We start from the raw sequence: 13,159 nt of genomic DNA, 5'->3' as shown, positions 1-13,159 counted from the left end.
GCGGAGCGAGGGGTCTCCAGATATCCGAACGGCGACGGTAGGAGCCGTGAGGAGAGCGAGGGACGCGACTACAGGGAACGGCCCTCGAATTGCGAGCGGAGCGGGACCTTCGGTCCCGCAGGCAGTCGGGCGGTATCGCCGCCCGACGACGGGGAACGGAGTGACTCGCGAGCAATAATGCGGTTTGCACACGCATGAGCCACGTCTGTCAGTCGCTGTCGTCGTCGATTGGTTGCCCGCGGTAGTATGTGGTCTGGTCGCTGTCTTCGGTTTCGGTCGTGTTGTTCTGCGGTGCGACGGGGCGGCCGCGGTACATCACTCGGTTGGCGGTGTCGTCGCCATCGATTGCGTCCGGACTATCCTGCTGGTGGGTCTCGATGAACTCGGCAGCTGCTTTGAGAGTCGTCTTGTCGGTCTTGCGATGCACCCAGCAGTGGTACATTTTCCGTGGGGTTCTGAGCGCGAGGCGGTGCGCACGGAACCCTGACTTGGTGGTAACATCGGCAACTGCCTCGTGTGGGATCTCGATGACTTCGTCGTCCTCGTCTTTCCCGATGAGACAGAGCGTCCGGCGACCAGTAACCAGAATGACCGTCCGCCGGTCGCCGATCGGTGAGTCGGTCTTTCGTTTCGTCCCGCGCCCGATGCCGCGCTTCCCGTTGGTCAGGAGATACGCCGGAGCTTCCGCGCCGTCGAGGTACGTCAGCGGTGGGTTGTTCAGCGGTGGTGACTCGGAGAAGCGACTCTTGTATCCAGCGAGGACTCCTGTCGTAACCGAGTCACCGGGAGCCATCTCAGCGACTGTCTCCGCCCGCTTAGTGATGTCCTCTATCATCGGCTTCCCGGAGCGGCGACAGCGATTGCAACACGGTCCATACCGCTAGTGTCATAGCCTCAGAAATGAGTGTTACGAACGTGCCATTATTGTCCCAGGATAAGACAGATGATCATCAATAGATAACTAGGTACTATCTATGGACACCATATATGCTCAGCAGTTCAGATGTGCAATACTTGAGGAACTGGCTCTTGGATGACAGCCGTTAGGACCCGGCTGCTCTAGGACTCCTGTCTGACGCCCCTGAACTCGAACCGTGCGCCACCGGTATCGCTCTCAGTAACGGACACCGACCAGTCGTGTGCCGCCGCTATTTCCTTGACGATAGCGAGACCAAAGCCAGTGCCACCATCGGTAGTGGTGTAGCCACTCTCAAATACGGTTTCGTGTTGTTCAGCCGGGATGCCGCCGCCATCATCGGCGACATAAAAGCCAGACTCACCGATAGTGCCGATCTCGACAGTAACGGCCGGGCCGCCGTGTGTCACGGCGTTGTTGATGAGGTTTTCGAGGAGTTGGCGAACCCGACTCTCGTCGGCATAGATGGTACTCTCGGCAGGGACCTCAAGGGTGGCATCAGACGTCTCAACGGCGTGCCAGCAGGACTGCACAGTCGATTCGAGGTCAAGCGGTTCCGTTTCGGATACCGTGTCCCCTTCACGGGCGAGAGTCAGCAGATCCTCGATGAGTTCCTTCATGCGGTCGATTGCACGGTAACAACGGTCGAACTGCTCGTCATTGCCGGTGTCTCTGGCGAGGGCGAGTGAGCCTTCGAGGACGCTAAGCGGGTTCCGGAGGTCGTGGCTAACGATGCTGGCGAACTCTTCGAGTCGGTCGTTCTGCCGCTCCAGTTCTTCTCGGTACTCGATGCGGTCGGAGATATCCCGGGAGATAGCAACGAGTCTATCTATCTCTCCGTCAGCGAAGATCGGTGTCACCTGCGTCTCCCAGACACCAGTCGGGTGGAGGTCCCGTTCTTCGAACGTGATGGTTTCACCGGCCGAGACACACCGCTTGTAGTGGTCGGCGATTCGACGACCGCTGTCCGGGCCGGCAGCTTCGACTGGGGTCTGACCGGTCAGTGACTCGGTGTCGAATCCGCTCTGTCGTTCGTAGGCCTCGTTTGTCCGGACGTAGCGGAACGTCGGATCGTCTGCCGACCCCTCGATGTCGACGAGTGCGATGGCGTCGTTGGTGTTCTCGAACACCGCTTCGTACTCGTCGGTGAGGCGGGCCAGCTCCCGCTCGCGCCGTTTCTGGTCGGTGATGTCGGTCGCAACGACACAGAGAGCGTACGGCTCGCCGTCCTCGTCGAGTATCGGCGTCTTCCGCGTCAGATGCGTCCGCTCCGTCCCGTCGACGGGAATTACCGTCTCGACCTCAACGGTCTCTTGCTGTTCGAGGGCCCGTTGATCGTCAGCGTGGGTCTGCTCTGCGATGTGGTCGGGAAGAATATCGTAATCGGACATCCCGACAACAGACTCGTCAGCGCCGATCCCGTAGAGGTCACGGGCCGCACTGTTGATGAAGAGAAAGCGACTGTCGGTATCTTTCATCAGGATGTACGTCGGCGCTGTGTCGAGAATGACCTGCAGTTTGCGGCTCGTGTCTTCGAGTTCCTGTTTCCGTTCTTTGTGGTCGGTCACGTCCTGATGGATTCCCACCGCACGGACCGGATCGCCGTTCTCGTCACGCTCAAACACCTTGCCGATGTCACGAATCCATCGGTAATCGCCAGTCGCCGTTTTGAGCCGGTGGTCACATTCGTATATTTCCGTCTCACCATCGAGGTGGGCGTTCAGTGCTTCGTAGGTCCGTTCGAGATCCTCGGGGTGGATCAGTTCGTCCCAGGTGTCGACCGTCGGGTCGAGTTCGTCAAGCGAGTAGCCCAGCATATCCGCCCAGCGCTCGTCGAAGGTGACTTCGTCTGTCTTGATCTTCCAGTCCCAGACGCCGAGTTCGGCACCGTCAAGCGCGAGTTCGTGGCGCTCGGTGAGCGTTCTGAGCTCCTGCTGCCGGTCAAGTCTGGAAAGGGCTTCCTCGGTGTTGGCAGCGAGGGTTCGCATCAGTGAGACCGATGCGTCCTCGAACGCGGCAACATCGGTCGATGCGGCGATCAGCACACCGTGGTCGCCCAGTGGAATCAGGAGTTCGCTACTGATGTCCGTGTCTGGGTTGTAGCGGTTGGGGTGAGTGGAGACATCGTCGAAAACACGCTGTTCACCGGAGTCGAACACCTCCCAGACGAGACTGTCGCCCTCACGAAACGTCGGATGGTCGTCGATAATCGCCTGTGCCTCGTCAGTCACTGCAGTCGGCCTGAGAGCGTCGGCGGACTCGTCGGCGAGAAAGACTGCACTGAGTGGCAATCCAAGCAGATCACGCGCGGTTTCGACGACCAGTTCGGCGACAGCCTCGCGTGACTCGACGTGCATCAGCTCCCGCGTCGTGTCGTGCAGCGCCTCGATACGCTGCTGTCGTTGCCGGCGCTCCGTTATCTCCTGAAACTGCGAGAAGATCGCAACAGTCTCCCCGGTCTCTCGGATGATGCGGTTGTGCCACTCACAGACGATCTGCTCACCATCGCCGGTCTCGACGTCGAGGACCGTGTTGTAGCCGCCGCTGCCTTCCTGTAGAGCCGTGATTGTCTCTTCGACTGCATCCAGCTCCGAGTCCGGGACGAGCGTCTCAAACCCCTTGCCGACGAGCGCCGATTCTCCACGCCGCAGGATCTCCTCACCTTTCTCGTTGACCTGAACCACCTCAAAGCTCTCGTCCCACTCGATGACGCCGAGCGGTGACTTATCGATAAACAGCGAGAGTCGCTCCCGGCTCGCGTCCAGTGCCCGCTGTGATCGGTACTGCTCGACCGCGTTAGTGATACGGTTGGCCAGAATCGTGTACTGATCAGTGCCTTGCTGTTTCTGGAGGTAGTCAGTCACACCGGCCGAAATTGCCTCGCTAGCCACTTCCTCGGAGCCTTTCCCCGTAAAGAGAATAAACGGGAGATCTTCATCGACGGCCCGGACGGATTCCAGAAGCTCGATGCCGTCCTGGCGGGGCATATCGAAATCCGAGACGACGCAGTCGATCGGTTCCTCACTAAGCCGGGTGAGTCCCTCGTTCGCCGACGTTGCCGAAACCACGTCGATCCGGTCGTCGGTACGGCTGAGAAACGCCGCCGTCATCGACGCGAACTCGGGATCGTCCTCAACATGTAGGACTCGTACGGCATCGGCCATGAATGATACGTGGGCGTGTCCCACGAATAAGTATTTGTGCCGATCTGTTCGAATGACAGGAATCAGTGCCACCGCGTGGAGCGATCTGACCCCGAGGGTAGGCCGGCCGCGTTACTCAGCGCCCCACTCGCGCTGGGTCTTTGGCCGTTCGTCGATGGCCTGGACAGCGAGTGGTTGATCAGCGGAGTTGATCGCTTCCAGTGCCGCCTCAGCGCTCTCGTGGGTCGAGAAGTACGTCACAGTCTCCTCAACGCAAGCTTCCAGCACATCGCGGTCGCGGGAGAGAACGAGGTCGACCTCGCCGCTCTGGATGGCGTCAATGATGGCGTCGGTGTCTTCGTAGTCGTCGAAGTCCTGTACGTCGAAATGCTCCTCGAATCCGAGGATGGGCAGGTCGACGATAGCCGTTCCCTCAAGCGGGATTGCCTTGCCGACGGCCATCTGTGCCTTCTGGTAGGCCTTGCCGAAAGAGCCGGCGGTCCCCATGACCTCGCCGGTGGATTTCATCTCCGGGCCGAGACGCGGATCCGAACCCGGCAGGCGGTCGAACGGCAGGACGACCTCCTTGACAGAGACCTGCTCGGGAATCTGCTCCTGCACGTCGAGTTCCGAGAGCGTCGCGCCGGACATCACCTTGGCGGCGATTTTGGCGATTGGAACGCCAGCCGTCTTGGAGATGAACGGAACGGTACGGGACGAGCGTGGATTCGCTTCGAGGACGAACACCTCGCCGTCACGAACGGCGAGCTGGACGTTCAGCAGACCGACGGTATCGAGCGCGTCGGCGATGTCCTCGACGACCTCGCGGATGCGCGGCATCACGTCCTTGATCTCCTGGGACCGCGGCGGAATCATACAGGAGGAGTCGCCCGAGTGGATGCCCGCTGTCTCGACGTGTTCCATCACGCCGCCGATGAGGACGTCGTTCTCGTCGGCCACGGCGTCAACATCCAGTTCGACGGCGTCGGCGAGGAACTCGTCGACCAGAATCGGCTTGTCCGGGCTCACGCGAACTGCTTCCTCGATGTACGTTTCGAGGTCTTCGTCGTTGTACACCACGTCCATCGCGCGGCCACCGAGCACGTAGCTCGGGCGAACAAGGACGGGGTAGCCGATATCGTGGGCTAGGTCAAGGGCCTCTTCTTTGGAGGTCGCGGAGCCGCCTTCGGCCTGTGAGATGCCGAGTTCGGCCATCAGCTTGTTGAACCGGTCGCGGTCCTCAGCGAGGTCCATCGCGTCGACGGAGGTCCCCATGATCTCACAGTCGAGGTCGCGGCGTTCGAGTTCCTGTTCGAGCGGGTGGCCGATGTCGACGGAAGTCTGGCCGCCGAACTGGACCATCACGCCGTCGGCGTCGGTCGCTTCGATGACATCGGCGACCTCTTCTGCTGTGACTGGTTCGAAGAATAGCCCGTCAGAAGTGTCGTAGTCGGTCGACACCGTCTCGGGGTTGTTGTTGACGACGTGAGCGTCGATGCCCAGTTCCTCCAGCGCGCGGACGGCGTGGACCGAACAGTAATCGAACTCTACGCCCTGCCCGATACGGATGGGGCCGCCGCCGACGACGACGACGCTTTCGAGGTCCGGGTCGATCTGGAGCTCGTCGCGGTCGATACCCGACAGCGGGTCCCGCGTCGAGTAGTAGTACGGCGTCGTCGCCTCGAACTCGCCGGCACAGGTGTCGACGAGCTTGAAGTCGCGGTCGGTCGTGTCGGTCTCGACGTCCTCGATCTGCACACCGCTACCGTCGGTCGCTGCCTCGACTTCCGGCTCGTCGCCGCCGTCTCCATCGAGATCGGCCGGGAGCCAGGAGACGTGCGTGTCGTTGAACTCGCCGCCGGCCAGCGCCGTGATCTCCTGATCGGTGAAGCCGGCCTGTGCGGCAGTCTCGTAGTCGCCCTCGCGGGCGGCGTCGGCGGCGTCAGCGACCTCTTTGAACCGCTCGACGTACCACTCCTTGATATCGGTGATTTCGACGACTTCCTCGACGGTGTAGCCGCGGCAGAACGCCTCGAACATCGCGTACGGGCGGTCCGGCGTCGGCTTTTCGAGGTACTCCGTTTCGAGTTCCGCGTCGTCGATCTCGTTGAAGTCAGCGGCCGGGTTGTACTCCGAGGAGCGAAGTGCCTTCAGCAGGCTCTCGGGGAAGGTCCGGCCGATAGACATCGCCTCGCCGGTGGATTTCATCGCGGTCGAGAGCTCGAATTCCGTGTCGCGGAATTTGTCGATAGGCCAGCGCGGCACTTTCGTCACGACGTAGTCGATTGCCGGCTCGAAGGCAGCAGTCGTCTCGCCCGTGATTTCGTTGTCGATTTCGTGGAGGCGCTTGCCGAGCGCGACCTTCGCGGTGACACGGGCAATCGGGTAGCCGGTCGCCTTCGAGGCCAGCGCCGAGGAGCGGGAGACGCGGGGGTTGACCTCAACCACGCGGTACTCGCCGCCGGGCGTGCCGTCGTCGTGCCAGGCGAACTGGATGTTACAGCCGCCCTGAATGCCGAGGTCGCGAATGACCTTCAGCGCAGAGTCGCGCATCTCCTGATGGCCCTCGTCAGGAATGACTTGCGAGGGAGTGACGACGGTCGACTCCCCGGTGTGGATACCCATCGGGTCGATGTTCTCCATGTTGCAGATGATGATACAGGAGTCGTCGGCGTCGCGCATCACCTCGTATTCGAGTTCGACCCAGCCGGAGATGGACTCGGTGATGAGGACCTCGTTGTTGCGCGAGAGGCGCAGGCCCTTGCGGACGCGTTCGATGAGTTCGTCCATCTCGTCGACGACGCCGGAGCCGGAGCCGCCCAGCGTGTACGTCGTGCGTGCGATGACGGGGAGCCCGCCGACCTCGTCGACGGCCGCTTCGACGCGGTCCACGAGCGACTCCTCGTCTAAGTCGGTGACCGACTCGCCCTCGTCGAGCGTGATAGTCGTCGAGCGCGGCACCGGTTCGCCGATGTCCTCCATCCGCTGTTTGAACAGGTCGCGGTCCTCAGTCGCGTAGATGGTGTCCAGTGGCGTGCCCATCACGTCCACGTCGTACTCGTCGAGGACGCCCTCCTCGGCGAGTTCAGCCGTGACGTTCAGGCCGGTCTGGCCGCCTAGGCCGGCGATGACGCCGTCAGGGTTTTCCTTCCGGATGATTTCAGAGATGGCTTCGGTGTTGATGGGTTCGAGATACACCTTGTCCGCCATCTCCGGGTCAGTCATAATCGTCGCCGGGTTCGAGTTCACGAGCACGACGCGGGCACCCTCTTCCTGAAGGGCGCGACACGCCTGTGCGCCGGAGTAATCGAACTCGGCCGCCTGTCCGATTTTGATCGGGCCACTGCCGATGAGCAGGATTGTACGGTCCTCGTCCGCTGTCATTGTACGAGCGGAGTCTACACATCGTAATAAGCCCGGCGAAACAATGCGAAGCTCGAAGCCTAATTTCGAATATCGTAATGTATGTCCGTCACATAGTCGGCTATCTTACAGACGAGTCTCGGTACAGCAGACAGACGGTAGCGGCGCTGAGAACAGTCAGTTGTCGCGGTCTGGAACGCGATACCGGTAGGGCTGGCCCTGAATGACCTCGACCTCACCGGACTGGGCACGACGGCCAAGGACTGTCGCAACACGGTGGGCGCTCCCGAACGCCTCGTCGTGTTCTTCGAGCAGGTCACAGATTTCGCGTGCCGTCAGTGTGCCGTCAGCGTCGGCTTCTTCGAGCACTGACAGAATGAGCTCGAACTCTCCCTCACGTATAGCCATACACAGTTACAACACCGCTTCAACCATATAACACCGTCAGACAACAGTCAGACGGCAGATTTCGGGAAATCAGCCGACGGCGGCATGTCCCTGACTGTCGGACAGTTCAGGGTCGCTGTCTGTCGCGTTCCCCCAGCGCTGTCGGACCCACGCCGGCCGGGAGACGGTTGTATCGCCGACCGCGGAGTACCGGATTTCGTAGCTGACCGGCGCCTTTCTGGAGCGGTCCCAGTACGAGACGGTGAGCGACTGGACGAGGCCATCCGGCCGAACAGTTGCCCGAACGCTGTAATTGTTGGCCGGTTTGAACGCCGCCGGCGGCTCCGTAGCCGTGAGCGTCACGCTACAGGTGTCACAATCGTCTCTCGGACGGTCGACGCTGACGTTCGTCGCGAGGTAGGCTTCGATGAGTCGAGCGGGGTCGGGGTCGAGTACCCCACTGACCGGGGTTGGCCGCCGCGTTGCGGTCCAGGCCCCCTCGGCTCGCTCGTCGTAGACGTAGCGTCGGTTGGGGTTGTTATACACTCGCTTGGTGTAATTCTTGTTGATGATTTCGGTTCGGAACTGGTAGCGGTACTTGTCTTCGACGACAAGCGAAACGATCTGTGTTCCCCACTCCAGCGACAGTTGCATTCCAAGCACGTACGAGCGGTTCTGGGTCGCACGCCGATGGGCCGCCGCAAGTCGCCTGGCATCGACAGCGTCCTCAGTCACGGCGGGGTCGGACCGGCCGTCCTGTGACTGCTCAGGGACCGGAACTGGCGTCACCGTCTGTCGCTCCGCCCCACCGAAGGCTCCACAGCCCGCACAAAGTAAGAGCACAAGCAGGACCGCGATACGACCCGCCATGCGTGGGTATGCGAGCCAGCGCTACTAAGTATGCAGGTCGCAGTCGCCCTCAGATCGCGGTATCAGATCGGCCGTCAAAGTTCCGCTCGTCGCGGTACTGCTCAACAAATGCGTCAACGTCGAACTGGAGCATCTGCTCCTCGAACTCCGCCATCACGTCGTCGTCCTCGGCGTGGCTGATAGCGTGTTCCATCAGTTCCACGAGCAGTTCGACGACGATTTCGTGAAGACGGCGGGAGTCGAAGTCACTCACCCATGCCAGCGAGAAGCCGACCGACCCATCCTCGCTGGTGTCGGCGGCGACGACCTTCTCGGGGAACTCCTCCATGACGACGCCCATCAGATGGACGGTGGTGAACTCGTCGTAGTCGTCATTGGTCTCGATAGTCGCGTGTAGCACCTCAGTGAGAAACTCCGGAACGAACCGTGCTAGTGGGTGCGGGTCTAGCACGACGCCGTGAGTCTGCCCGCAGTCACACGCGAACTCCCGCATCCCCAGATGGAGGTCATGCGTGTCGACGAGTTCGCCACAGGCCAGTTCGAGTTCGGACTCGCGCCCGCCGGGCACGCGCGGTTCAGCCATTGCTTGTGATTGGTCGCTCTCGTGGTTAAAGGCCGCGATACAAACTACAGCGGCTCAGAGTCCGCCGATGGACTCTGTTTCCTGTGTATGGTCGAGGTCGGTCACCTGGAGGTACGCCACGGTCATTACAGCGATGGAGAAGACGCTGACAACACCTGAGAAGACAGTAGAGACCGTCACCAGGACCATCGGCGGCAACGAGACCGGGAGGAAGCTGAAGGCACCTCCGAGAACGATTCCGAGCACCGCGAGCACAATGGCCAGAACAAACGTCGCGAGGAGGTTGTCAATGACGATGCTGACACTGTTACCGATTGATTCGGCGATTCCGCTATCGTTCAGCGCAATCTCTTGTCGGACAAAGAAGAACAAGAGTGCAAACAACAGTCCGGGGATGATAAGCAGAATAATACCGATACCCACCGCGAGACTGGTGAGAATGCCGGCTGCGATCGCGATTGCAACGGTCTTGCCGAGCCGTCGGCCCACATTGTCGGGAATCGGCTCACGGTCGTCGCTGGCAAAAGCACGGATCGCGACAATATTTAGCGCCTCATTGACCACAAACAGCACAAGCGCACCGACGCCAGCAACTGCAAGCGGCAGGTCGAGTGCCAGTGGAGTACCACCAGCCATTGCTGCCTGACTTACCTGTACGTCGCTCGGCAGTTGTCCGAGAAACAGTTCTGTAAATGCCCGCGAAAGTGACGCATAGACAACAGAACTGACTAGTCCGTACACGATGAATGCGCCGGCAAATATTGCTCCACGCTCGCTGAGTAGTTCGTCGATACCGTCTTGGAAGGCACGGCCGATTTGGAGGGCCATACACACCACCCTAACCGCTGAAATATAAAACTGAATGAATATTTTGGCGTGAACGAAAGCCCGAAACCGGTGGCCGGGGAGTACTCACGCCCAACCCTCAGAACCCGTCGTCGTCCTGATCCGCCCGCACCTGCAGGTATGCGTCCGTAATCACTGCGAGACTAAACGCCTGCACCGGTGCGTTCAGTACCATCGAGACGACCTGCAGGACCGACTGAGAGGGGAGGTTGAATGTGCCGGGGAGGACCATTGATACGACGGACGCCGTAGAAGGAATGCCTGGAATAATGCCGAGAAGCGCCAAGAGGAACAGCAAGACGATGATTTGTGCGGGGGCGTCCATGAACCGCGCGACGGAGTGCTTGAGTGTCGCGACGTAGCCGCCGTCGTACAGGGCAATCGACTGCAGCAGGTAGACGAGTGCAAGGCCGACGACCAGAGAGAGGAGACCACCAACAAGCCCGGCCAGTCCTCCCAACAGCGGACGCCCACTGGCATTCAGTGCGGACGAACTCATCGAAAGCGCAAACGTGAGAACCGCGACACCGCCGCCGAGGACAACAGCCATAACGGCTCTATCAGACGTATTCTCGTCCATGATTTCCCGTGGCTCCGCGAACAGCCTGATCCCCCAGAACTTGATGAGTTGGCCGATGAGCAGAAACAGGAGAACCATCACGACGGCGACCGGCATTGCAACATCAAGGCTGAATGGCCCGGTGAAATCCGACACCGAGAATCCCGGTGCACCTGCTCCCGCAACGCTCCCCGGCCCAGCGGGGCCGCCCATGTTCATCATTTCGTCGAACAGTGCCGCTGTAAATGTGGAGCTTGCGACAGTGTTCCCGAGGTTGAACAGGAGGAAAACCCCCGTAATCAGGAGTCCATCCTCGCTGAGAAGGGTATCGAGACCGCTACGCAAGGCATCGCCGATCTGGAGGGCCATATCTTCAGTCGCTCTCCGAGAAAATATAAAACTAGTCGAATCGTAGATTCCCGCCGACAGCGGGACTACGCCGCTTACGGCCAGTCGTCGCGCTGCTCATCCTCGTCAGTTGTCGCGTCCGGCGTCTCCGGTTCGCCGAGGTCCCAGTCGGCCGCCTCCGCGGCCTGCGTGACGGGGAGGTACTCCCAGCCCGCCGCCTCGGCGAGATCGGCATCCTCGTCGTCAGCGCCGACGAAGACGTGCCGGTCAGTGTCGAACTGCTCTTTGACGTTTTCGAGGCTCTCCTCGCGGCCGCGCGGCCCCGAGAAGAAGTCCTGTCTGATCCGGTGTTTCCGGGTAAAGTTAGTCACGACGTAGGTGGGCTGTTCGGAGATGACGCCGACGTACTCGGACCACTGGCGCGCGTCGTTGAACACGCTGTCCGGGTAGGCCAGTTGCTTGAGGGCGTCGAGGTCGAACGCGAGTGTCATATCGCCGCTGCCGCCATCCATACGCGACTCTCCGCTTTAGGGCGAAAAAAGAGCGTCGTTCTCCCGTCAGCAGTTACTCGCGATGCTGGTCCGCCTGTGTGAGTCGGTCCGCTTCCTCTTGAACCGCCGCCATCTCGCTGGCGGCCTGTGGGTCGCCCTGACCGTGGCCTCGATTGACCGACGCATCGAGTAGCGAGCCGGTGAAGCTGCCGCTCTCATCGCCTGTCTCGTCTGCCTCACCCGACTGGCCGCTACGGTGGATGAACCAAGCAACGACGCGGGAAAGGGCGGTACGCATACGTGTGACTACGTCCGCAGCGCGTAAAAATATCGGTGTCGGCAGGCCTTATTCGGCCGGCGCAGGCGTCTGCGCCTTCACTTCTTCGAGGTCCACTTCCTTTTCGAGCAGTAGTTCCTTCTTGTCTGCGACCTGGCGCTCCTGGCGGATGAGCTTCTTGAACGTCGACTGCTGTGAGAGGTCGCCGATCAGCACGCCGCCGATGAGCTGTCCGTCCTCGAAAGCGAGGCGCCGCCACTCGCTGTCGGAGTACTTCCGCTCGGCCTCGTCGTCGCCACGGGTCGGGTGACCGAAGGAAAGGAACGGGAAGTCAAAGTGCGTGATGGAGTACGAGGAGACCCAGCGGAACTCCTTTTCTTCGGCGTCCGCGACCATGTTGGTCCCGGCAACCGACCCTTGCTCCTTGGCCGAGCCCCACGCGCCGTTTTGCGCCTGAGAGTTGAGGATGGTGTCGTAGAACTTGGTGAGGTCACCCGCAGCGTAGATGTCCTCAATGTTTGTCTGCATGTACTCGTCAACGACGATGCCGTCGTCGAGTTCAAGCCCGGTCCCGTTGAGGAACTCGGTGTTGAAGTCGAGACCAATGGCGACGCCGGCCCATTCGCCGTCGTAGTGGTTGCCATCAGGGTCGACCGCACCGGTGACTTTGCCGTCGTCGTCGACCTCGAAGTGGTCGACACCGGACTCGAAAACGGGTTCGACGCCGTTCTCTTCGAGCGCCTCGTGGATGATCTCTGCGCCCTCCTCCGAGAGCGCGTAGCGCCACCAGCGGTTGCCACGCATCAGGTACTTCGCGTCAATTTCCTGTGCGGCACAGACCGCCGCGAGGTCGATGCCGAGCAGTCCAGCCCCAACGATGATACCCTGGTCGGCCTCGTCAGCGTGCTCACGGATGCCACGCGCGTCCTGGAACGTCCAGAAGTGGTGGATGCCGTCGGCATCACTGTTCTCGACCGGGACCTGGGCCGGCGTCCCACCCGTGGCAACCAGCAGCTTGTCGTATTCGTAGGTGTCTCCCTCGTGAGTCTGGATCTCGTGAGCATCGGGATCGATGTTCGTCACGTGGGTGTTCAACTGGAGGTCGATGTCGCGCTCGTCGTACCACTCCGGCTCGTGGATCGAGATCGGCGCTTCCGGCAGCTTCCCCTTGGCGAACTCCTTGATCAGGATCCGGTTATACAGTGCCTCCCCCTCGTCGGTCAGGACTGTGACCGACGCGTCCGGGTCCGCTTCCCGGATTGTCTCGGCTGCGGACGCACCCGCGATGCCGTCACCGATGATTACGTGCGACGTGCTCATGTACGGCCGATACGAAATCGGGCTTAATGTGGATTGCTATCTGCGTATCGTTTCCG

The 13,159-nt window shown here is 61.0% G+C and carries 11 protein-coding genes; all 11 read right to left on the bottom strand.

Going from position 1 to position 13,159, the window contains the following annotated elements; translation table 11 throughout:
- Positions 1-208: 208 nt before the first annotated feature.
- The 11 genes from RBH20_RS01770 to RBH20_RS01720 all read right to left on the bottom strand — a co-directional run bounded on the left by RBH20_RS01770 (position 209) and on the right by RBH20_RS01720 (position 13,103).
- On the bottom strand, positions 209-835 hold the full coding sequence (locus RBH20_RS01770; RefSeq protein ID WP_306704894.1) for a hypothetical protein: 627 nt from the start codon (positions 833-835) through the stop codon (positions 209-211).
- A gap of 224 nt (positions 836-1,059) precedes the next feature.
- Positions 1,060-4,080: a PAS domain S-box protein gene (locus tag RBH20_RS01765; protein ID WP_306704892.1), complete on the bottom strand. Its 3,021-nt coding sequence runs from the start codon at positions 4,078-4,080 to the stop codon at positions 1,060-1,062.
- 111 nt (positions 4,081-4,191) lie between these two features.
- Positions 4,192-7,443, bottom strand: coding sequence for a carbamoyl-phosphate synthase large subunit (gene carB / locus RBH20_RS01760; RefSeq protein WP_306704890.1), 3,252 nt, complete (start codon positions 7,441-7,443; stop codon positions 4,192-4,194).
- Positions 7,444-7,599: 156 nt separating this feature from the next.
- Positions 7,600-7,830: a hypothetical protein gene (locus RBH20_RS01755; protein ID WP_306704887.1), complete on the bottom strand. Its 231-nt coding sequence runs from the start codon at positions 7,828-7,830 to the stop codon at positions 7,600-7,602.
- Between the two features lie 69 nt (positions 7,831-7,899).
- Positions 7,900-8,679: a hypothetical protein gene (locus RBH20_RS01750; protein WP_306704885.1), complete on the bottom strand. Its 780-nt coding sequence runs from the start codon at positions 8,677-8,679 to the stop codon at positions 7,900-7,902.
- Between the two features lie 49 nt (positions 8,680-8,728).
- The gene (locus RBH20_RS01745; RefSeq protein WP_011224755.1) at positions 8,729-9,262 is read right to left on the bottom strand and encodes a DUF5815 family protein; all 534 of its coding nucleotides are present in this window, start codon (positions 9,260-9,262) and stop codon (positions 8,729-8,731) included.
- 54 nt (positions 9,263-9,316) lie between these two features.
- A complete protein-coding gene (locus tag RBH20_RS01740; protein ID WP_306704882.1) occupies positions 9,317-10,090 on the bottom strand; it encodes a hypothetical protein in 774 nt (257 codons plus the stop codon).
- 97 nt (positions 10,091-10,187) lie between these two features.
- Complete coding sequence (locus tag RBH20_RS01735; protein ID WP_306704880.1) at positions 10,188-11,036, bottom strand: hypothetical protein; 849 nt, start codon at positions 11,034-11,036, stop codon at positions 10,188-10,190.
- 74 nt (positions 11,037-11,110) lie between these two features.
- Positions 11,111-11,527, bottom strand: a complete 417-nt coding sequence (locus RBH20_RS01730) for a hypothetical protein (RefSeq protein WP_306704877.1) — start codon at positions 11,525-11,527, stop codon at positions 11,111-11,113.
- Positions 11,528-11,579: 52 nt separating this feature from the next.
- On the bottom strand, positions 11,580-11,804 hold the full coding sequence (locus tag RBH20_RS01725) for a hypothetical protein (RefSeq protein ID WP_306704875.1): 225 nt from the start codon (positions 11,802-11,804) through the stop codon (positions 11,580-11,582).
- A 48-nt stretch (positions 11,805-11,852) separates the two neighbouring features.
- The gene (locus tag RBH20_RS01720) at positions 11,853-13,103 is read right to left on the bottom strand and encodes an NAD(P)/FAD-dependent oxidoreductase (RefSeq protein ID WP_306704873.1); all 1,251 of its coding nucleotides are present in this window, start codon (positions 13,101-13,103) and stop codon (positions 11,853-11,855) included.
- Positions 13,104-13,159 lie beyond the last annotated feature (56 nt).

Origin of the sequence: Haloarcula sp. H-GB4 (assembly GCF_030848575.1) — an archaeon.
Lineage (GTDB): Archaea > Halobacteriota > Halobacteria > Halobacteriales > Haloarculaceae > Haloarcula.
The sequence above is the reverse complement of the archived record's forward strand: the minus strand, read 5'-3'. Positions and strand labels throughout refer to the sequence as shown.

What these genes read in the sequence shown, in the direction of transcription:
- RBH20_RS01770 (WP_306704894.1), bottom strand. Translation starts at nt 835, where the DNA reads ATGATAGAGGACATCACTAAGCGGGCGGAGACAGTCGCTGAGATGGCT.
- RBH20_RS01765 (WP_306704892.1), bottom strand. Translation starts at nt 4,080, where the DNA reads ATGGCCGATGCCGTACGAGTCCTACATGTTGAGGACGATCCCGAGTTC.
- carB (WP_306704890.1), bottom strand. Translation starts at nt 7,443, where the DNA reads ATGACAGCGGACGAGGACCGTACAATCCTGCTCATCGGCAGTGGCCCG.
- RBH20_RS01755 (WP_306704887.1), bottom strand. Translation starts at nt 7,830, where the DNA reads ATGGCTATACGTGAGGGAGAGTTCGAGCTCATTCTGTCAGTGCTCGAA.
- RBH20_RS01750 (WP_306704885.1), bottom strand. Translation starts at nt 8,679, where the DNA reads ATGGCGGGTCGTATCGCGGTCCTGCTTGTGCTCTTACTTTGTGCGGGC.
- RBH20_RS01745 (WP_011224755.1), bottom strand. Translation starts at nt 9,262, where the DNA reads ATGGCTGAACCGCGCGTGCCCGGCGGGCGCGAGTCCGAACTCGAACTG.
- RBH20_RS01740 (WP_306704882.1), bottom strand. Translation starts at nt 10,090, where the DNA reads ATGGCCCTCCAAATCGGCCGTGCCTTCCAAGACGGTATCGACGAACTA.
- RBH20_RS01735 (WP_306704880.1), bottom strand. Translation starts at nt 11,036, where the DNA reads ATGGCCCTCCAGATCGGCGATGCCTTGCGTAGCGGTCTCGATACCCTT.
- RBH20_RS01730 (WP_306704877.1), bottom strand. Translation starts at nt 11,527, where the DNA reads ATGGATGGCGGCAGCGGCGATATGACACTCGCGTTCGACCTCGACGCC.
- RBH20_RS01725 (WP_306704875.1), bottom strand. Translation starts at nt 11,804, where the DNA reads ATGCGTACCGCCCTTTCCCGCGTCGTTGCTTGGTTCATCCACCGTAGC.
- RBH20_RS01720 (WP_306704873.1), bottom strand. Translation starts at nt 13,103, where the DNA reads ATGAGCACGTCGCACGTAATCATCGGTGACGGCATCGCGGGTGCGTCC.